Below are 18,264 nucleotides of genomic sequence, written 5' to 3'. Positions count from 1 at the left end.
CGTCGTGGGGTTCCTGCATGTTCCCGGATGGACACATTCGAATGGCGTGCCCAGCTGATGAACGCACGTATTATGGATCCGACAACCGAAGAAGTACGGAATTCCTTCCTGATCGAAAGGCCCACGGAACGTGAGAAGCGAACTCTTTTCCCAGCGCAACGCCGAGATCCAGAACCAGGATCGATGGACCCTCCAGTCGAAGAAGATGCTTCGCACGGTCATCACGCCGAACGCTCCGATGATCGCCACCAAGGGCGCGATGGTCGCCTATCAGGGTGATGTGCACTTCACACACCAGGGTTCGAAGTCGGTCGGCCAGTTCATGAAGAAGGCGGCAACGGGAGAAGGCGGCAATGTCATGCGCGTCGAAGGCCACGGAGAGGTGTTCTTCGCCCGCGAGGCCTCGAACATCTTCATGATGTCCCTCGAGGGCCCGCAGGACGCGCTGACGGTCAACACCTCGAATCTTCTCGCCTTCGACGATGCGCTCAGCTGGGAGATCAAGCGCATCAAGGGCGGAGTCGGCGCCATGGCCAGCGGCTCGGGCCTATTCAACCTCGAACTCGCAGGCCGAGGCACTGCGGCCATCTGCTGCAAGGGAGAGCCCATGGTCCTCGACTGCTCACAGCAGCCGACATTCGTCGATCCCCAGGCCGCCGTATGCTGGTCCTCGGCCCTGGCTCCGCAGATCAAGACGGACGTCAGCATCGGCACGTTCTTCGGTCGCGGCTCCGGTGAGTCCATCCAGCTCGCTTTCCACGGCCCCGGTTTCGTCGTCGTCCAGCCCGCGGAGAACGCCGTCTACTCGGCAGCTCAGGCCTGAAGTCGTTCGCGGACCTCAGGTGTCGACGGCGACGGTCTGCTCGGGACGCCCCCGCTGCACCCGGTAGCTCCGGAAGGCGGGGAAGACGACTGCACATGCGAGCACGAGCACGATCACTGCGAGCCCGCCGCCTGCCGCTGCGACGGTGGTTCCCGTCGCTTCCGCGACGGATCCGTGGAGGATGTCTGCGAGGCGGGGACCGCCGGCGACGACGACGATGAACACGCCCTGCATCCGTCCGCGCATGTCATCGGTGGCAGCCTCCTGCAGCATCGTCGAGCGGAAGGCCGATGAGACGATGTCCGCTCCCCCGCCCAGGGCGAGGCCGAAGAGCGCGACAACGAGCGCGAGGGTCCAGAGACTCGAGGCCACCTCGAGCGACAGGCCGAAGACCACCATCGCCGAGCCCCAGACGACGATGGCCACGATGACCGCGAGCCCCTGCCGCTCGACTCGAGACACCCATCCGGAGAAGATCCCGGCCAGGGCGCTGCCTCCGGCCAGAGCGGCGAAGAGCAGAGAGAAGACGATCCCACCTTCGTCCGGCCCGTCGAAGGTCTCCGCGGCGATCTGTGGGAACAGTGCACGCGGCATGCCGAAGACCATTGCGATGACGTCGACGAGCAGGGACACCATGACCACGGTGTTGGTCTTCAGGTACCGGAATCCGTCGATGATGCCTTTGAATCCCGAGCGCGTATCAGGCTGCATCTTCGGGACCAGAGCAGGTAGGCGGAGCACCGCGTAGAGGGTGGCGAACAGGAACACGGCGTCGACGATGTACAGCAGCTGATAGCCGAAGAGCGGGATGAGGGCGCCGCCGATGACGGGGCCGATGACCGCTCCCAGCGTCATCACCGTCATATTCAGCGAATTCGCCGCCGGCAGCAGCTCGAGCGGAACGATCGTCGGCAGAAGAGCCCCTCGCGCAGGCTGATTGAGACCGAAGAACGCCTGCTGCATGGAGAACACGGACAGCAGCAGCCAGACGTTGTCGATGTCCAGCACGGCGATGAGGGCGAGCAACGCGCTGGTGAAGATGAGTCCGACAGTGGAGACGACGAGCAGCTTGCGCCGGTCGACGACGTCGGCCAGCGAACCGCCCCAGAGCCCGAACACCACGAGCGGTACGAGACCGAAGGCACCTGCCAGACCGACATAGCCCGACGAGGCGGTGATATGGAAGATCTGGGCCGGAATCGCCACGACCGTCATCTGAGCACCGATGACGGTGACGATATTGGCCAACCACAGGCGACGGAACGCCGCGTACTTCAGGGGGCGGCCATCAGCGAAGAGCCTCATCCGTCAGAGGCTCAGGCAGACTTCTTGTTGGTCCTGTTCCGCGGCTTGGGCACCAGCGTCGGTGCCACATTGGAGTCGACGACGTCCTTGGTCACGACGACCTCGGCGATATCCTCACGCGAAGGCACGTCGAACATGACCGGCTGGAGGACTTCCTCCATGATCGAACGCAGTCCCCGCGCTCCCGTGCCGCGCAGCAGCGCGAGATCAGCGATCGCCTCGAGCGCTTCGGTCTCGAAGGTCAGGGAGACATTGTCGAACTCGAACATGCGCTGGTACTGCTTGACCAGAGCGTTCTTCGGTTCGGTCAGGATGGACATGAGTGCCGCGCGATCGAGGTTGGACACAGTTGCCAGCACCGGGAGCCGACCGATGAATTCGGGGATGAGCCCGAACTTGAGCAGATCCTCGGGCAGAATGTCCGCGTAGAGGTCCTCCTCGTCGTTCTTCGACTGCAGAAGGGCACCGAAGCCGATGCCGTGCTTGCCCTTGCGGCCGGCGACGATCTCTTCCAAACCGGCGAAGGCTCCGGCGACGATGAAGAGCACATTCGTTGTGTCGATCTGCAGGAAATCCTGGTGCGGGTGCTTGCGGCCGCCCTGCGGTGGGACGGAGGCCTGGGTGCCCTCGAGGATCTTCAGCAGCGCCTGCTGCACGCCCTCGCCCGAGACATCCCTGGTGATCGACGGGTTCTCCGATTTGCGGGCGATCTTGTCGATCTCGTCGATGTAGATGATGCCGTGCTCGGCGCGCTGGATGTCGAAGTCGGCGGCCTGAATGAGTTTGAGCAGAATGTTCTCGACATCCTCGCCCACGTAACCGGCCTCGGTCAGTGCGGTGGCATCGGCGACGGCGAAAGGCACATTCAGGCGCTTCGCCAGTGACTGCGCCAGATAGGTCTTGCCCGAACCCGTGGGTCCGACCATCAGGATGTTCGACTTCGCGATCTCAACGTCCGAATCGTCGCTGCCGAGGGTCTTCGTGTCCTCCCCGGACTGCAGGGAGCGAATGCGCTTGTAATGGTTGTAGACGGCGACGGAGAGCGCCTTCTTCGCCGGTTCCTGTCCGACGACGTACTCCTGCAGGAAGTCGAAGATCTCTCGCGGTTTCGGCAGCTCGAGTTCGGCCTGCTCCGGACTGGATTCGCTGAGCTCCTCTTCGATGATCTCATTGCACAGTCCGATGCATTCATCGCAGATGTAAACACCAGGTCCAGCGATGAGTTTTCGAACCTGCTTCTGAGACTTCCCACAGAAGTTGCATTTGAGCAGGTCTGCTCCGTCCGCACTGCGAGCCACTGTCACAACCTTTCGCCAGGACGCTTGGCCCCAACTCTACCGCTCGTGTTTCCTGTACCTCAATAGCTTCCCATACGTCGCTGACACGAACCCCCAGCGACGTCATTCGGTGTGTCGGCAGACAGAGGAGGAACGGGCCCGCACGGTCGCTGCCGCACGAGCCCGTTCCAACGGTCCTCAGACCACCGCGCAGGGCTCAGACCACGTTCTTGCGTGAAGAGAGCACCTGATCGACGAGACCGTAGTCCTTCGCCTGTTCGGCCGTGAGGAAGAGGTCCCGTTCGATGTCGTTCGAGACCTGCGAAGGCTCCTTGTTCGAGTGCTTGGCCAGAGTCCCCTCCAGCCACTCACGCATCCGCAGCACTTCGGCAGCCTGGATCTCGAGGTCGGAGGCCTGCCCCTGACCCTGTCCCTCCATGGCCGGCTGGTGGATGAGCACACGCGCATTGGGCAGGGCCAGTCGCTTGCCGGGGGTGCCGGCCGCGAGCAGCACGGCGGCCGCCGAGGCGGCCTGACCGAGGCAGACGGTCTGGATCTCCGGCTTGATGTACTGCATCGTGTCGTAGATCGCCGTCATCGCGGTGAACGAGCCGCCGGGCGAGTTGATGTAGAGCGTGATGTCACGATCGGGATCCTGCGACTCGAGCACGAGCAGCTGGGCCATCACGTCGTCGGCGCTCGTATCGTCGACCTGAGCGCCGAGGAAGACCACGCGATCGTCGAAGAGCTTCGTGTACGGGTCCTGACGCTTGAAGCCGTAGGGTGTCCGCTCCTCGAACTGCGGCATCACGTACCGCGACTGCGGCATATTCGACGCCGTCGAACCCGGCATAAAGTTCATTGAATTCATTCTTCCCTCACTCCTGCTCAGTTGTTCTCGACGTCGGACGCGCGGGTGACCATCTTGTCGATGAAGCCGTACTCGAGGGCCTCCTCGGCGGTGAACCAGTGGTCACGGTCATTGTCCTTGAGGATCTGCTCGAGCGACTTTCCGGTCTGCTCGGCGGTCAGCTCGGCCATCTGCTTCTTCATGTGCAGGATCAGCTCGGCCTGGATCTTGATGTCCGTGGCGGTGCCGCCGATGCCGCCGAGCGGCTGGTGCATGAGGATGCGCGCGTGCGGAGTTGCGTAGCGCTTGCCCGGAGTGCCCGAGGACAGCAGGAACTGCCCCATCGAGGCGGCCATGCCCATCGCCACTGTCGAGACGTCGGGCTTGATGTACTGCATGGTGTCGTAGATGGCCATGCCCGCGGTGACCGATCCCCCAGGCGAGTTGATGTAGAGCGAGATATCGGCGTCGGGGTCCTCAGCGGCCAGCAGCATCATCTGTGCACAGATCGCGTTGGCGTTGTCGTCGCGCACCTCTGAACCGAGCCAGATGATGCGCTCCTTGAGGAGACGATTGAAGATATGGTCGTCCAGTCCCATTCCCCCACCGGCGTCGAGGCCGACGGGAGCTGTCATGTCGTGTGCGCTCACGTTTCACTCCTGTGTTCTGTGGATGGCTTGTTATGGACTCTAACCGCTCCCCACCGGGTTTTAGTCCGCGGCGAGGCCCGTGTTCGCCCTCAGCGTGATCGACGTGTGCGGATAGGCAGAGACGGTGGGCGCGGACCCACGTCCGCGCCCACCGTCTCATCCGGAATCCGCAAGTGAAGCGGCTCTTCCTCAGTTCTCCTCGGCGGCCTCTGCCGGCACTTCGTCCGCAGCCTCGGCGTCGGCCTCGGCGGCTTCCTCATCGTCTCCGGCGGAGGTGAAGGCCTCCATGTCGACGACGTTTCCGGCGGTGTCCTTGACCGTGGCACCGGCAAGCACTGCGGCCAGGGCCTTGCGGCGCGAGACCTCTCCGACCAGTGCGTTGACCTGCCCGGAGCTGTCGAGCATCTGCGCGAACTCGTTCGGGTTCATCCCGTACTGCTGCGATGCGGAGATCAGGTACTCGATGAGCTCGGGCTGGCTGACCTCGACGTTCTCAGCCTCGGAGACGGCGTCGAGGATGAACTGCGTGCGCAGGTTGCGCTCAGTCTCCTCGGTGACCTCCTTGCGATGATCGTCATCGTCCGACCGGTTCTCGGACTCGAGATGCCGCTCGACCTCATCGGTGACGATCTTCGCCGGCACCGGGACCTCGAGGGTCTCGACGAGGTGCTCGAGCACCTTGTCACGCGCCTGCACGCCCTGGTCGGTCTCCTTCTGCTTGCCGGCCTGCTCACGCAGGTCTTCGCGCAGTTCGGCGATCGTGTCGAACTCACTGGCCAGCTGAGCGAAGTCATCGTCCGCCTCGGGCAGCTCACGTTCCTTCACAGCACTGAGGGTGATCTTCACCGTGCCCTGCTCACCGGCATGCTCGCCGCCGGCGAATGTGGTTTCGAAGGTCGTGGTCTCACCGGCGGAGAGACCGTCGAGAGCCTCGTCCATGCCCTCGAGCATCGTGCCGGCACCGACCTGGTAGGAGATGTCGGAGGCGGTGTCGATCTCTTCATCATCGATGGTGGCGACCAGATCGAGGGTGACGAAGTCGCCCTCTGCCGCGGGGCGATCGACCGAGGTCAGGGTTCCGAAGCGGGTGCGCAGCTGCTCGAGCTCGGCGTCCACGTCCTCGTCGGTGACCTCGATGGGGTCGACCTCGATGGTGATCGAATCGTAGGCGGGCAGCTCGATCTCGGGGCGGACATCGACTTCGACGGTGAAGTTGAGGTCTCCGTCTTCGGTGCCGTCGAGTCCGGGCACCTCGGAGATCTCGACCTCGGGCTGACCCATCGGCTTGAGCTCGTTCTCTTCCACGGCATTGCGGTAGAAGTCATCGAGGCCGTTGTTGATGGCCTCCTGGATCACTGCGGGACGACCGATCCGCTGATCGATGATGCGCGCGGGGACCTTGCCCTTGCGGAAGCCGGGGACGGTGACCTGAGCACCGATGGTCTTGTATGCCTCGTCGACGCTCGGTTTGAGTTCGGCGTATGGGACTTCCACGCTGATCTTGACCCGCGTGGGGTCGAGTTGCTCGACGGAGCTCTTCACAGTGCGACCTTTCAATTTCGACAGTCATGCATGTTCGGCCATCTTCCGACCTGATCGGCCCCGTTCATGGCCGCAAACGACCATCTCACAGCCTGATCGGCCATCTCGTGACCTTAAGGGGAGCGAAAGTCCACGAATTCTTCGCGCACGTCCGCAAGACGCAATCACCTATATTACGCGAAACCTCGGTCGATACGCGAAACCGGGCGGTTTTCCGGCAAGCGCCGCACCTCCCCATGCGCGGCACCCATCGCCGAACTCGACGGCGTCCGCCATCATCGACGACCAGGGGCCCGCGGAGGCCGACGGCTATATGCCCGAGGCCGCGACCATGGCCGCCCTCGGATACGGCGAAATCCTGCGCGGACATGAGAAAACCGGCCTGACCCGAAGGTCAGACCGGCTCGCTGAGGGGATGACGGGAATCGAACCCGCACCATCAGTTTGGAAGACTGAGGCTCTACCATTGAGCTACATCCCCGTGGTGCGAGATCGACTATAGTCCAGACTTCCCGCCGCCGCCAAATCCGCCTTTCATGAACTGCGTCACAGCGGAGTCGGCTCCAGCGCCCAGTCGCCCGGCCATTGTGAGGTGCATCGCATTGCCCCGCGAGGTCTGCTGCGGAGGTGCGACCGGCAACCCGGCTGTGGTTAGATAGATGCCGTCGCGGGATGTGGCGCAGCTTGGTAGCGCATCTGTTTTGGGAACAGAGGGTCGCAGGTTCAAATCCTGTCATCCCGACGAACAACAGCCGCTCGGACCTGCTGGTCCGAGCGGCTGTCTGTCTCCGTCTCACCCGGCATCCGCCTGCACACGGGCTCGGCGCTCTCTGAAATCGGGCGACCCCAGGCACCTCGCCGGCTTCACGCCTCGAAGTCGATGATCTGGCGCACGACCGCGCCGTCGGCAAGCGCGTCGAAGGCGGAGTTGAGATCGGTCAGTCCGATGGTGTCGGAGATGAGCTCGTCGACCGGCAGCTTCCCGGCTCGCCACAGGTCGGCGTAGACGGGGATGTCTCGGCTGGGCACGGCCGAGCCGAGATAGGAACCGATGACCGTGCGCGCTTCTGCCGTCAGCGTCACCGGCGTGATATGTGACTGAGCGTCTGGAGCGGGCAGACCCACGGTCACGGTCGTGCCTCCCACTGCCGTCGCTTCGAAAGCGGTCTCGAAGGCACGAGCATGTCCGACGCATTCGATGACGACGGGTGCCCTGCGGTCCCCGAGCTGCTCGGGCGTGAACACCTCCGCAGCACCGAGCTCCTTCGCCCGAACGAGCTTGTCCGGGTTCGCATCGACGCCGATGACACCGGCTGTCTCGATCGACAGCGCTGCGATGAGCGCGGCCATGCCGACCCCGCCGAGGCCGACGATCATCACTTCGTCGCCGGCGCCGGGGCGGCCTGCGTTGAGCACCGCTCCCCCGCCGGTGAGCACAGCACAGCCGAGCACTGCGGCGATCGGAGCGGGAACATCGTCGTCGACGGGTACGACTGAGGCACGGTTGAGCACTGCGTGCGTGGCGAACACGGACGCGCCGAGGTGGTGGAGCACCTCGGCACCGGAACCGTCGTGCAGCCGGACCTTGTGACCGTCGAATGGCAGAGTCCCGGCCCCGTTCGTCGCACTGCCGCGAATGCACGGCAGTTTGCCGTCGGTGCGGCAGTTCGCACATACGCCGCATCGCGGCAGGAACACCGTCACGACCTGCTGGCCGATCTCGAGGTCGTCGACGCCCTCCCCGAGCTTCTCGACGACACCTGCGCCCTCATGCCCGAGAAGCATCGGCACGGGTCTGGGCCTGTTGCCGTCGACGACGGAGAGGTCCGAATGGCAGACCCCGGCGGCCCGCATGCGGATGAGGACTTCGCCGGGTCCCGGATCGTCGAGCTCAAGCTCTTCGAACGTCATCGGCCGCGTCTGCGCGAACGGCCTGGGTCGCTCCAGCTCACGCAGCACCGCGCCCTGGATCTTCACAGCGCCCTCCCTCTCACAGGGCCGCTGGGCCCTGCTCCTCGTAGTCGGCCATGATGGCGATCCGACGTGCATGGCGCTCGTCGCCCGAGAAGGGTTCTGCCAGGAAGGCGTCCACGATGGCGATCGCCTCGTCCTCGGGATGCTGCCGAGCGCCGACTGCGACGAGCTGAGCATCATTGTGCTGCCGTGCGAGCTTCGCGATCTCCGGGTTCCACGCCAGAGCGGTGCGTGCCCCGCTGACCAGGTTCGCCGCCATCTGCTCGCCGTTTCCGGACCCGCCGATGACGACTCCGAGCGCCTCGACGCCGGCGGCCCGGTCCTCGACCACAGCCTGAGCCGCGGCGATGCAGAACGCCGGGTAGTCATCGAGTGCGTCGTATTCGAGCGCGCCGTGGTCGACGACCTCGTGCCCCGCCTCGGCGAGGTGGCCCTTGAGGACTTCCTTGAAATCGAATCCGGCGTGGTCGGTGCCGAGGTGAACCTTCATATGTCTGCCTTTCGGTGATCGCTGCGGATCTGTGTGTGCTGGTGAGGAGGGGCGACCGGGCCGCTTCAGTCGAAGTTCGGTCCCTGGTCGCGGGTGCGTTTGAGCTCGAAGAACCCTGGTGTCGAGGCGACTGCGAGGACTCCGTCGAAGAGTCGGCCGGCGTCCTCGCCCTTCGGTGCCGGAGTCACGACCGGTCCGAAGAAGGCGGTGCCCGCCACGCGGCAGATCGGGGTGCCGACATCATCGCCGACGAGAGCCAGCGCTTCGTCGTGGGAGGCCTGGAGAGCGGCGTCATAGTCGTCGGTCTCCCCGTACTTCTTGAGATCGGCGGGAAGACCCACCTCGGCGAGGGCGTCGGTGACCGCCTTGTCGAAGTCCTTCTCGCCGCCCGGGTGGATGCGGGTGCCGATTGCGGTGTAGAGGGGCTCGGCCACCTCTTCGCCGTGCAGGGAGATCGCGGCTGTGACGATGCGCATCGGGGCAAGCGCCCGGTTCATCAGTGCCCGGTAGTCCTCGTCGATGTCCTTGTCGCGGTTGAGGAAGTTGAGGCTCATGGGGCGGAACCTCACCTCGACATCACGCACCTCGGCCACTTCGAGGCCCCAGCGGGAGGTCATCCAGGCCCACGGGCAGGCCGTATCGAACCACAGTTCGAGTGTTTCCTTGCTCACTGTCTCTCCTCCTTCTTTCGATCGCGGGGAACCTCGGGGGCGCCCGCCTCTTCGGTGCTCAATCTATCAAGGCGAGCCGAGAGCGGGGAAAGCGATCGAATCTCGGTCGTCAGGGGAAATGCCGCCGGGAGAACGTCCGTCCATGAAAGAATGACGGAGTACACCCGGTTCCCGAAGCGAAGGTCACCTCACTGTGCCGCAACACAACCTCACCCGCGACGAAGCACGCGAACGTTCCGCACTCGTGGACGTCTCGAGCTACGAGCACACCCTGATCCTCACAGGAGTTGGTGAGAGTTTCCGCGTGCGCTCACGCATCCGCTTCACTGCAGCACCGGAGTCGTCGACATTCATCGACGCCATCACCGCCAGTGTCGAACGCGTCCGGCTCAACGGCCTCGACCTCGACCTCGCCGAGGTGGTCGGCCCTGCCCGCATCGCCCTCCCGGGGTTGGCTGCCGAGAACGAACTCATCGTCGACGCCCATTTCCATTACATGAACACCGGCGAAGGTCTGCACCGCTTCGTCGATCCCATCGACGACGAGATCTACCTGTACTCGCAGTTCGAGGTCCCGGATGCCCGACGCGTCTTCCCCGTCTTCGAACAGCCCGACATCAAAGCCCCGTTCTCCTTCACCGTCGTCGCTCCGGACAAGTGGACCGTCGTCTCGAACTCTCCCACCCCGACACCGGGAAGCCCGGCGGAGACATTCACCGAGCTCGGTGAGACGCCGCTGCCGTCGATGGCGGTGTGGCAGTTCGCTCCCACGACGCCGATCTCGTCCTATATCACCGCGATCATCGCCGGGCCCTACCGTTCCGTCCATTCGGAGCTGACTTCGTCCGACGGATCCCTCGTTCCATTGGGCCTCTACTGCCGCTCCTCGCTGTTCGAACACCTCGATGCCGAGAATCTGTTCGGCGTCACGAAGGCCGGATTCGAGTTCTTCGAGCGCGAGTTCGGCGTGTCCTACCCGTTCGAGAAGTACGATCAGCTCTTCGTGCCCGAGTTCAACGCCGGCGCGATGGAGAATGCCGGGGCTGTGACGATCCTCGAGAACTACGTGTTCCGTTCCCGTCCGACCGAGGCCCTGGTCGAACGTCGGACCGTGACCGTCCTCCACGAGCTCGCACACATGTGGTTCGGCGATCTCGTGACCATGCGCTGGTGGAACGATCTGTGGCTCAACGAGTCCTTCGCCGAATTCATGTCGACTCTGGCCACCGCCGAGGCAACGGACTTCGCCGAGGCCTGGACGACCTTCGCCACGATCGAGAAGTCCTGGGCCTACCGACAGGACCAGCTGCCGAGCACTCACCCGATCGTCGCTCCGATCGAGGATCTCGCCGACGTCGAGGTCAACTTCGACGGAATCACGTACGCTAAGGGTGCCTCCGTGCTCAAACAGCTGGTGGCGTGGGTCGGGCGAGAACAGTTCTTCACCGGGCTCAAGCGCTACTTCGACAAACACGCCTGGTCGAACACCGAACTCGCCGATCTCCTCGATGAGCTCGAGGCCACCTCGGGTCGGGATCTCACCAGCTGGTCGCGGCTGTGGCTCGAGGAGTCCGGGGTCAACCTCATCGAGGCCGCGGTCGAGACCGGAGACGACGGTGCGATCTCGTCTCTGCGCGTCGACCAGCTTCCGTGGTCGCTCGAAGGGCAGCCCACGCCGTCGCTGCGACCCCATCGGTTGGCCATCGGCTTCTACTCGGACGGCGGAGACGGGCGTCTGGCGCTCACCCACTCGTTCCCACTCGACCTCGACGACGAATCCGTCGAGGTCGAGGAGGCGCGAGGACTGCCCCGTCCGGATGTCATCATCGTCAACGATGCCGACCTCAGCTACACGAAGGTCCGCTTCGACGAAGCGAGCATGGGCACCGCCGCGCGGAGGCTGAGCGACTTCGACGACTCTCTCACCCAGCTGCTCGTCCTCGCCACGCTGTGGGACGAAGTCCGCGACGGTGAGCGTCCCGTCCAGGACTACATCGACACGGTCATGACCCATCTGGGCGCGATCACGCATTCCTCGGGGCTGCTCACGCAGATGCGTCAGCTCGACTCGGCGGTCTCGGCATACCTGCCGCCGCAGCAGCGCGAGACCATGCATGCCCGGTTGGCGGACCGCTTCCTCGAGCTGCTCGCCACGGTGCCCGAGGGCAGTGATCAGGCGTTCCAGTTCGTGTGCGGGTTCATCAAGCACGCGAGCACCGAGGAGCAGCTGGACCGATTGTCGTCCTGGCTGGCTCCGGAGACCGGGTCCGTCTTCGGAATCACCCTGGACACGGACCTCACCTGGGAGACCCTCATCGGGCTCTGCGCCCACGACGCTGTCGAGGACGCGGCAGTCGCCGAGATGAGCCGCCGCGATCCCAGCGCCACAGGTGTCCGCCAGGCCGCCACCGCTCGCGCGTCCCGTCCCACCACGGCGGCGAAGTCGTGGACCTTCACTCGCCTCGTCGATGACGCGGGCCTGCCGAACTCCGAACTCGGAGCGCTGGCGCTGGGCTTCGGCGCGGGACTGCAGAGGCCGTCCGGCGAGATCATCGCCTCCGACGCGCCGCTGCGGCCTTTCTCCGAGGAGTACTTCGCTCGCGTGGCCGGCTGGTGGGAGACCCGGACCCTGGAGATGGCGCAGACGATGACTATGCGCCTGTACCCGCCTGTGAGTGAAGGCACGGTCGAAGCCACTGACCGGTGGCTCACCGATCACCCTGCCGCGCCGAAGGGTCTGCTCCGCCTCATGCGGGAGAACCTCGCCGATGCCGAACGAGCGCTGCGGGTTCAGCGTGTGTCCAGCGCTTCCAATGGATCATTGAATATCGACAGCTAGTCTCGAGACATCATGACTTCTGACGCAATGGAAAACACTGTCCAAGCCGCGAACGACTTCGATTGGTCCTTCCTCCTCGGCAGTCCCCTGAGGATCACCGTCATCATCATCGGGGCGATGGTCGTCAATCTCATCGTCCGTCTCTTCATTCGCCGTTTCACCGCAGCGGTGGCCAAGGGCACGGTCGGCAGTGAGAAGGCCGAGGCGGCCGGGTTCGCGAAGTTCTCCTCCACCGCGCTGGAGGCGCAGAGGACGGGCATCGATCAGCAGACGATCAAGGAACGGCGTGCCCAGCGGGCGCGGACCGTCGGGCGGATGCTGTCGTCGGTGACGACGATCCTCATCAGCGTGATCGCCGCGCTCATGGTCCTCGATGCCCTCAACTTCAACATCGCGCCGATCCTGGCCTCGGCAGGCATCGCCGGTGTGGCCATCGCCTTCGGTGCCCAGGAGCTCGTCCGCGATTACCTCTCGGGATTCTTCATCGTCATCGAGGACCAGTACGGCATCGGTGACACCGTCGACCTCGGCGAGGCCGTCGGAGAGGTCGAGGACGTCGGTCTCCGCCGCACTCAGGTCCGGGACCTCACGGGCACCCTGTGGCATGTGCGCAATGGTGAGATCCTGCGCGTGGGCAACCTCTCACAGGGTTGGGCGCGCGCCGTCCTCGACATCCCCATCGACTACGCGACCTCGATGGACGACTACCGTGAGATGACCGAGGCCGTCACCCACTCGCTCCGGAAGGACCCCGAGCTCTCCCGTGCGATGATCGAGAACCCGGAGATCGCCGGTGTCCAATCTCTGTCTGGCTCCCACCGCGTCATCCGCACCATGGTCAAGACGAAGCCGAACCTGCAGTGGATGGTCGAGAGGGCCTTCCGGGCCGAACTCATGACGGAGATGGCCAAGCGCGGTGCGCAGATCGGCATGGTCCAGGAGACGGTCCTGCGTACGCTGCCCAGCGGTGACGGATCCTCCGACGCCGCGAAGGAAGAGACCGACGCCCTCGCCCCCGTGCGGCAGAAGCGTACGGCTTCCGCCACGAATTCCCGGAATGACCCGGCGCCCTCGCGCCTGCCCAGCGACGAGGAGATCCGCACCACTGCCCAGCAGGACTCCCCGAGCGAAGGATCGAACGATGACGCAGACGAGTAACGATTCGGTCTTCGAGGCCGTAGGTGGTCACGAGACCTTCACCCGCCTCGTCGATGTGTTCTACGACCACGTCGACGAGGACGCTCAGCTCATCGCCATGTACCCCGACGGACACGAACTCACCGGCGCCAAGCATCGTCTGCAGACCTTCCTCGAACAGTACTTCGGCGGTCCGTCGACGTATCAGGAGGAACGAGGCCATCCCCGGCTGCGGATGCGGCATTTCGACTACTCGATCGACTTCGATGCCCGAGACCGGTGGCTGCGGTGCATGCGTGCGGCGCTCGACGATGTGAGCCTGCCTCCGCTCTACGACGAGATGTTCTGGGACTACTTCCAGCGCGCCGCGACGGCGATGGTCAACACGGCCAATCCGAACATCCGCTGAAACTCAGCAGCGCCTTCCGCGGCTCACCCGCGAGTGCGGGTGAGCAGGTGGCCGCCCGGGGTGACGAGGCGCAGCCAACCCGCAGATTCCATCACGCTCAGCTCCGCATCATCGTCTCGCCTCCTGGCGGGGATGAAACGCAGCGCCGTGGCGGCGAACGCCAGTCCCCCGGGCAGCCGGGTGCCGTGCGATCCCGTCATCTCACGCGACCAGACACGAGACCGCAGGGCCTTGACGGCGTGCGCTCCCGACCCTTCCGGTGCCCCGCTGCTGATCTCTTCGACACCGGTCGCCGCGGTCGAGTGCAGGTGACCGACCGAGATCGTATCGCGGGCGTCCCAGCCTCCCCGCGGTGGAGCGATCCCGGTCCACGACACGAGCACCGAGTTCGGAGGAACCGGCAGCGAGGTGCCGTTCTCCTCCCGCGCGAAGCGGTCGAGGAGGTTAGACAGCGGCACCACCTCATCGAAGCCGTCGAGTCCAGATCCGCTCAGCCGCAGCATCCTCATCCCCAGCACCAAGGGCGTCGAGTCGCCGATCCCGTGCGGGTAGAGAGGGGCCACGGACGCGACGAGAATGTCGGAGATCACCTGCAGCCGCATCGCGCCGTCGGCATCGGCGCGCTGGGCAAGCGAGGTGAACGCGGCGAGGTCGGCCATCGCCAGCGGGTCAGAGATTTCGAGCACTGTCATCGTCGGCTGCTCCGCAGCGGTACGGATGGGCGGAGAACGGATTCCATGGCATCGATCTCCGATTCGCTCAGGCGCCGCGGGCGCCCGCTCGCTCTGTCGATGAAGACGATGACGGTCTCGGCGACAGTATAGGCCCGGGAGCCGTCCGGTTCGCAGATGACGTATCCGACCGTCACCGAGGCGGGTTTGACCTCGCTGACGATCAGATCGACGGCGATGGGGCCGGTGCGATAGGGAATCGGTGCACGGTATTCGATCGAGTGGGAGGCCACGAGCAGCTCGGTCGTCGCCGAGGCCGCGGCGAAGACCGCGGGGATCTCCGCTCCGCTGATGGGCTCAGCGATGCCGTAGAGACCGGGCGTGGTCGGAGCGTCGGAACTGTGGGTCGGTGATCCGAGTGCCCTCACACGGGCCTCTTCGAGCAGCCTCAGCTGGGTGACATTGTTGACGTGCCCGTAGGCGTCCATGTCACCCCATCTCAGTTCCAGCAGTACACGGGTGAAGTCGTCGAGAAGAGGATCGGTGGCGCCTGAGTGCATGCTCCCATCATGCCACCTTCCTCTCTGTGGTGCGGCACGCGATAGGATCGTGACTCGTACGCACCATTGGCACTGTCGTCCGAGGGAGAAACCCATGACCGATGAAGCATCCGCCGCGACAGAGACGAACGTTGCACGGCTGCAAGAGCTCCTCGACCTGCGGAGGCTCGACTTCACCTCGGCATCGAGCGAGACGGATTTCTTCCTCGGCCACAGTCAGTACAAGCCGGATGGCCGCGTCTACGGCGGCCAGGTGCTCGCACAGTGCGTCGTCGCCGCGGCCTCGACGCTTCCCGATGACAGACTCATCCACTCCCTGCACGGATATTTCCTGCGGGCCGGCGACGTCAGCGAGCCCATCGAGTTCGGCGTCGAGAGGCTCCGCGATGGACGGTCGTTCTCGGCCCGGCGGGTGCACGCGTATCAGAAAGGCGCGCCGATCCTGTCCCTCATCGCGTCCTTCCAGGACGAGCAGCCGGGCCTCGAACACGCCGAGGAGATGCCGACAGGGCTGCCCGCTCCCGAGGACTGCCCCGAGCTGCTCGAGATCATCGGAGACGACGATTCGCCGCAGGTCACCGACTGGCTGAGCAAGCGTCCCTTCGAGGTCCGCCCCGTCGAAGCATCCCTGCACGCGCCCGAGGCCGCCGCTCCCGCAGGGCGTGAGCAGCATTCCTGGTTCCGCACGAGTGCGCCCTTCGGCGGCGATCCGGTGCTCAACGCCGCAGCACTGGCCTATGCCAGCGACTTCAACCTGCTCGAGCCCGTGCTGCGCAGTCAGCAGCTGACCTGGAGGAGCCCCGGGCTGCGAGTCGCCAGTCTCGATCATGCCATGTGGTGGCACCGACGGGTCAGGGTCGATGAATGGATGCTATACGTCCAGGAATCACCGGCTGCCCAGGGAGGACGTGGACTCGGCTATGGCCGCATCTTCGCTCAGGACGGCACCCTGCTGGCCACGGTGGCGCAGGAGGGTATGGTCCGAATCAAGGAGACACGTTGAACGATGAGACGACGATGATGGACATCATCGGCACCATCCTCAGCCGGTTGGTCAATGTGGCGTTGTTCATCGTCATCTCGATGCTGGCTCTGCTCTTCCTGCGAGCCAACACTGGGATGCATATGGGTCTCGTGGCTGTTCTGTCGATCGTCGCAGGCGTGGTCGGCACCGTCCTCGTTCGTCTGGTGCTCAATGGGGTGGGCCGCCTGGCCCGACTGCTGAGCTCCTGAACATCCGCAGGCGTCCCGTCCGGAGCCCGAAATCGGCTGGCGGCCAGCACCTGAGTCCGAACTCAGCTGCGAGACCCATCCGGCGGACAGATGCACAGGTGCCCCGGTCGACAGAGACCGGGGCACCTGTGCGTCTGTCCGAACCGATCAGTCGCGAGTGAGACGACGGTGCGTCACGCGATGCGGGCGAGCCGCATCCTCGCCGAGGCGTTCGACCTTGTTCTTCTCATAGGCTTCGAAGTTGCCCTCGAACCAGTACCACTTCGCAGGGTTCTCCTCCGTGCCCTCCCACGCGAGGATGTGCGTGGCCACCCGGTCGAGGAACCACCTGTCGTGGGAGACGACCACGGCACAGCCGGGGAACTCGAGAAGCGCGTTCTCCAAGGAGCCCAGGGTCTCGACATCGAGGTCGTTCGTCGGCTCGTCGAGCAGGAGCAGGTTTCCGCCCTGCTTGAGTGTGAGCGCGAGGTTGAGGCGGTTGCGCTCACCGCCGGAGAGGACTCCGGCTTTCTTCTGCTGATCCGGTCCTTTGAATCCGAAAGCCGAGACATAGGCACGAGAGGGCATCTCCACCGACCCCACTTGGATGAAGTCGAGTCCGTCGGAGACGACTTCCCACAGGGTCTTCTCCGGGTCGATGCCTCCGCGGGACTGATCGACATAGGAGATCTTCACGGAGTCGCCGACCTTGAGCTCACCGCCGTCGAGCTCTTCGAGGCCCACGATCGTCTTGAACAGGGTCGACTTTCCGACGCCGTTGGGTCCGATGACACCGACGATGCCGTTGCGGGGCAGGGAGAAGCTGAGCCCCTCGATGAGCTGCCGCCCATCGAAGCCCTTCTCGAGGCCGTCGGCCTCGATGACGACATCGCCGAGGCGCGGTCCGGCCGGGATCTGGATCTCTTCGAAGTCGAGCTTGCGCGTCTTCTCCGCCTCGGCAGCCATCTCCTCATACCGTGCCAGACGGGCCTTCGACTTCGTCTGCTTGGCCTTCGGGTTCGACCGCACCCACTCGAGTTCGTCCTGCAACCGCTTGGCCAGCTTCGCGTCCTTCTTGCCCTGCACCTGGAGACGTTCGCGCTTCTTCTCGAGGTAGGTCGAGTAATTGCCCTCGTACGGGTAGAGGTGACCGCGATCGACCTCGGCGATCCATTCGGCGACGTGGTCGAGGAAGTACCTGTCGTGCGTGATGGCGATGACCGCGCCGGGATAGGTCTTCAGGTGCTGCTCGAGCCACAGCACCGATTCCGCGTCCAGGTGGTTCGTCGGCTCGTCGAGGAGCAGCAGGTCCGGTTTCTCCAACAGAAGCTTGCACAGCGCCACACGTCGACGTTCACCACCGGAGAGCACCGAGACTTGCGCGTCCGGCGGCGGGCAGCGCAGGGCGTCCATCGCCTGTTCGAGCTGGGAATCGAGGTCCCAGGCATCGGCGGCGTCGATGGCCTCCTGCAGTTTGCCCATCTCTTCCATCAGCGCGTCGAAGTCGGCGTCCGGGTCCGACATCTCCTCGGAGATCGCGTTGAAGCGGTCGAGCTTCGACTTGATCTCGCCGACGCCCTCCTCGACATTGCCGAGGACCGTCTTCTCTTCGTTCAGGGGCGGCTCCTGCATGAGGATGCCCACCGTGTATCCGGGGCTGAGGCGAGCTTCGCCGTTCGACGGCTGCTCGAGGCCCGCCATGATCTTGAGGATGGTTGATTTGCCGGCTCCGTTCGGGCCGACCATACCGATCTTCGCTCCGGGATAGAACGACATCGATACATCGTCGAGGATGACTTTGTCACCGTGCGCCTTACGCGCCTTGTGCATGGTGTAGATGAATTCGGCCATAGT

17 protein-coding genes and 2 tRNA genes are annotated in these 18,264 nt (G+C 64.5%); 7 read left to right on the top strand and 12 right to left on the bottom strand.

Translation table 11 applies throughout. The features are described from left to right. The first annotated feature begins 130 nt into the window (after positions 1 to 130). Positions 131 to 823: an AIM24 family protein gene (locus IIE29_RS10220; protein ID WP_209325135.1), complete on the top strand. Its 693-nt coding sequence runs from the start codon at positions 131 to 133 to the stop codon at positions 821 to 823. A gap of 15 nt (positions 824 to 838) precedes the next feature. Here the strand turns inward: IIE29_RS10220 and IIE29_RS10215 are convergent, their stop codons facing one another. From IIE29_RS10215 to IIE29_RS10190, 6 genes are all read right to left on the bottom strand, one after another. Beyond that, positions 839 to 2,128 (bottom strand): MFS transporter, encoded by a 1,290-nt coding sequence (locus IIE29_RS10215; RefSeq protein WP_209325134.1) that lies wholly within the window; start codon positions 2,126 to 2,128, stop codon positions 839 to 841. 11 nt (positions 2,129 to 2,139) lie between these two features. Then, positions 2,140 to 3,426 carry an ATP-dependent Clp protease ATP-binding subunit ClpX gene (clpX, locus tag IIE29_RS10210; RefSeq protein WP_209325133.1) on the bottom strand — a complete coding sequence of 429 codons (1,287 nt, stop codon included), beginning with the start codon at positions 3,424 to 3,426 and terminating at the stop codon, positions 2,140 to 2,142. A gap of 196 nt (positions 3,427 to 3,622) precedes the next feature. After that, positions 3,623 to 4,267: an ATP-dependent Clp protease proteolytic subunit gene (locus IIE29_RS10205; protein WP_209325132.1), complete on the bottom strand. Its 645-nt coding sequence runs from the start codon at positions 4,265 to 4,267 to the stop codon at positions 3,623 to 3,625. Positions 4,268 to 4,293: 26 nt separating this feature from the next. Next, entirely contained in the window at positions 4,294 to 4,890 is a 597-nt protein-coding gene (locus IIE29_RS10200) for an ATP-dependent Clp protease proteolytic subunit (protein ID WP_209325204.1), read from the bottom strand. 204 nt (positions 4,891 to 5,094) lie between these two features. After that, a complete protein-coding gene (gene tig, locus IIE29_RS10195) occupies positions 5,095 to 6,447 on the bottom strand; it encodes a trigger factor (protein WP_209325131.1) in 1,353 nt (450 codons plus the stop codon). Positions 6,448 to 6,857: 410 nt separating this feature from the next. Further along, positions 6,858 to 6,928: transfer RNA gene (locus IIE29_RS10190), tRNA-Gly, on the bottom strand. Between the two features lie 187 nt (positions 6,929 to 7,115). Between IIE29_RS10190 and IIE29_RS10185 the strand changes: the two genes are divergently transcribed. Next, positions 7,116 to 7,189: transfer RNA gene (locus tag IIE29_RS10185), tRNA-Pro, on the top strand. Positions 7,190 to 7,311: 122 nt separating this feature from the next. On the opposite strand, the gene IIE29_RS10180 is transcribed toward IIE29_RS10185, so the two are convergent. From IIE29_RS10180 to IIE29_RS10170, 3 genes are all read right to left on the bottom strand, one after another. Further along, positions 7,312 to 8,424: an alcohol dehydrogenase catalytic domain-containing protein gene (locus IIE29_RS10180; protein ID WP_209325130.1), complete on the bottom strand. Its 1,113-nt coding sequence runs from the start codon at positions 8,422 to 8,424 to the stop codon at positions 7,312 to 7,314. A gap of 13 nt (positions 8,425 to 8,437) precedes the next feature. After that, entirely contained in the window at positions 8,438 to 8,911 is a 474-nt protein-coding gene (locus IIE29_RS10175) for a ribose-5-phosphate isomerase (protein ID WP_209325129.1), read from the bottom strand. Positions 8,912 to 8,976: 65 nt separating this feature from the next. Continuing rightward, positions 8,977 to 9,582 carry a mycothiol-dependent nitroreductase Rv2466c family protein gene (locus IIE29_RS10170; RefSeq protein ID WP_209325128.1) on the bottom strand — a complete coding sequence of 202 codons (606 nt, stop codon included), beginning with the start codon at positions 9,580 to 9,582 and terminating at the stop codon, positions 8,977 to 8,979. Between the two features lie 193 nt (positions 9,583 to 9,775). Here IIE29_RS10170 and pepN point away from each other — a divergent pair, with 193 nt between their 5' ends. Genes pepN through IIE29_RS10155 form a run of 3 tightly spaced genes read left to right on the top strand, consistent with a single transcriptional unit; the run spans position 9,776 to position 13,967 of the window. Next, positions 9,776 to 12,421, top strand: a complete 2,646-nt coding sequence (pepN, locus tag IIE29_RS10165) for an aminopeptidase N (RefSeq protein WP_209325127.1) — start codon at positions 9,776 to 9,778, stop codon at positions 12,419 to 12,421. A gap of 12 nt (positions 12,422 to 12,433) precedes the next feature. Continuing rightward, entirely contained in the window at positions 12,434 to 13,579 is a 1,146-nt protein-coding gene (locus IIE29_RS10160; protein ID WP_209325126.1) for a mechanosensitive ion channel family protein, read from the top strand. Further along, positions 13,563 to 13,967: a globin gene (locus IIE29_RS10155; protein ID WP_209325125.1), complete on the top strand. Its 405-nt coding sequence runs from the start codon at positions 13,563 to 13,565 to the stop codon at positions 13,965 to 13,967. The genes IIE29_RS10160 and IIE29_RS10155 overlap by 17 nt, the downstream gene beginning before the upstream one ends. 23 nt (positions 13,968 to 13,990) lie before the next feature. On the opposite strand, the gene IIE29_RS10150 is transcribed toward IIE29_RS10155, so the two are convergent. Then, a complete protein-coding gene (locus tag IIE29_RS10150) occupies positions 13,991 to 14,659 on the bottom strand; it encodes a DUF8185 domain-containing protein (RefSeq protein ID WP_209325124.1) in 669 nt (222 codons plus the stop codon). Continuing rightward, positions 14,656 to 15,198: an acyl-CoA thioesterase gene (locus tag IIE29_RS10145; RefSeq protein WP_209325123.1), complete on the bottom strand. Its 543-nt coding sequence runs from the start codon at positions 15,196 to 15,198 to the stop codon at positions 14,656 to 14,658. The genes IIE29_RS10150 and IIE29_RS10145 overlap by 4 nt, the downstream gene beginning before the upstream one ends. Before the next feature lie 94 nt (positions 15,199 to 15,292). On the opposite strand from IIE29_RS10145, the gene IIE29_RS10140 reads away from it, so the two are divergent. After that, entirely contained in the window at positions 15,293 to 16,201 is a 909-nt protein-coding gene (locus tag IIE29_RS10140; RefSeq protein ID WP_209325122.1) for an acyl-CoA thioesterase, read from the top strand. Next, positions 16,198 to 16,431: a hypothetical protein gene (locus IIE29_RS10135; RefSeq protein ID WP_209325121.1), complete on the top strand. Its 234-nt coding sequence runs from the start codon at positions 16,198 to 16,200 to the stop codon at positions 16,429 to 16,431. Before IIE29_RS10140 ends, IIE29_RS10135 begins: the two co-directional genes overlap by 4 nt. 147 nt (positions 16,432 to 16,578) lie before the next feature. Here the strand turns inward: IIE29_RS10135 and ettA are convergent, their stop codons facing one another. Further along, positions 16,579 to 18,261 carry an energy-dependent translational throttle protein EttA gene (gene ettA / locus IIE29_RS10130; RefSeq protein ID WP_209325120.1) on the bottom strand — a complete coding sequence of 561 codons (1,683 nt, stop codon included), beginning with the start codon at positions 18,259 to 18,261 and terminating at the stop codon, positions 16,579 to 16,581. Positions 18,262 to 18,264: the final 3 nt, after the last annotated feature.

The sequence above is a fragment of the Brevibacterium renqingii genome (assembly GCF_017808095.1).
GTDB classification, from domain to species: Bacteria; Actinomycetota; Actinomycetes; order Actinomycetales; family Brevibacteriaceae; genus Brevibacterium; species Brevibacterium renqingii.
This window is presented reverse-complemented; position numbering and strand designations above follow the sequence as displayed.

Bases quoted from the DNA above. Each gene is read 5' to 3' on its own strand.
- IIE29_RS10215 (WP_209325134.1), bottom strand. From the start codon at position 2,128: ATGAGGCTCTTCGCTGATGGCCGCCCCCTGAAGTACGCGGCGTTCCGT.
- IIE29_RS10205 (WP_209325132.1), bottom strand. From the start codon at position 4,267: ATGAACTTTATGCCGGGTTCGACGGCGTCGAATATGCCGCAGTCGCGG.
- IIE29_RS10200 (WP_209325204.1), bottom strand. From the start codon at position 4,890: ATGACAGCTCCCGTCGGCCTCGACGCCGGTGGGGGAATGGGACTGGAC.
- IIE29_RS10175 (WP_209325129.1), bottom strand. From the start codon at position 8,911: ATGAAGGTTCACCTCGGCACCGACCACGCCGGATTCGATTTCAAGGAA.
- IIE29_RS10160 (WP_209325126.1), top strand. From the start codon at position 12,434: ATGACTTCTGACGCAATGGAAAACACTGTCCAAGCCGCGAACGACTTC.
- IIE29_RS10155 (WP_209325125.1), top strand. From the start codon at position 13,563: ATGACGCAGACGAGTAACGATTCGGTCTTCGAGGCCGTAGGTGGTCAC.
- IIE29_RS10150 (WP_209325124.1), bottom strand. From the start codon at position 14,659: ATGACAGTGCTCGAAATCTCTGACCCGCTGGCGATGGCCGACCTCGCC.
- IIE29_RS10145 (WP_209325123.1), bottom strand. From the start codon at position 15,198: ATGCACTCAGGCGCCACCGATCCTCTTCTCGACGACTTCACCCGTGTA.
- IIE29_RS10140 (WP_209325122.1), top strand. From the start codon at position 15,293: ATGACCGATGAAGCATCCGCCGCGACAGAGACGAACGTTGCACGGCTG.
- ettA (WP_209325120.1), bottom strand. From the start codon at position 18,261: ATGGCCGAATTCATCTACACCATGCACAAGGCGCGTAAGGCGCACGGT.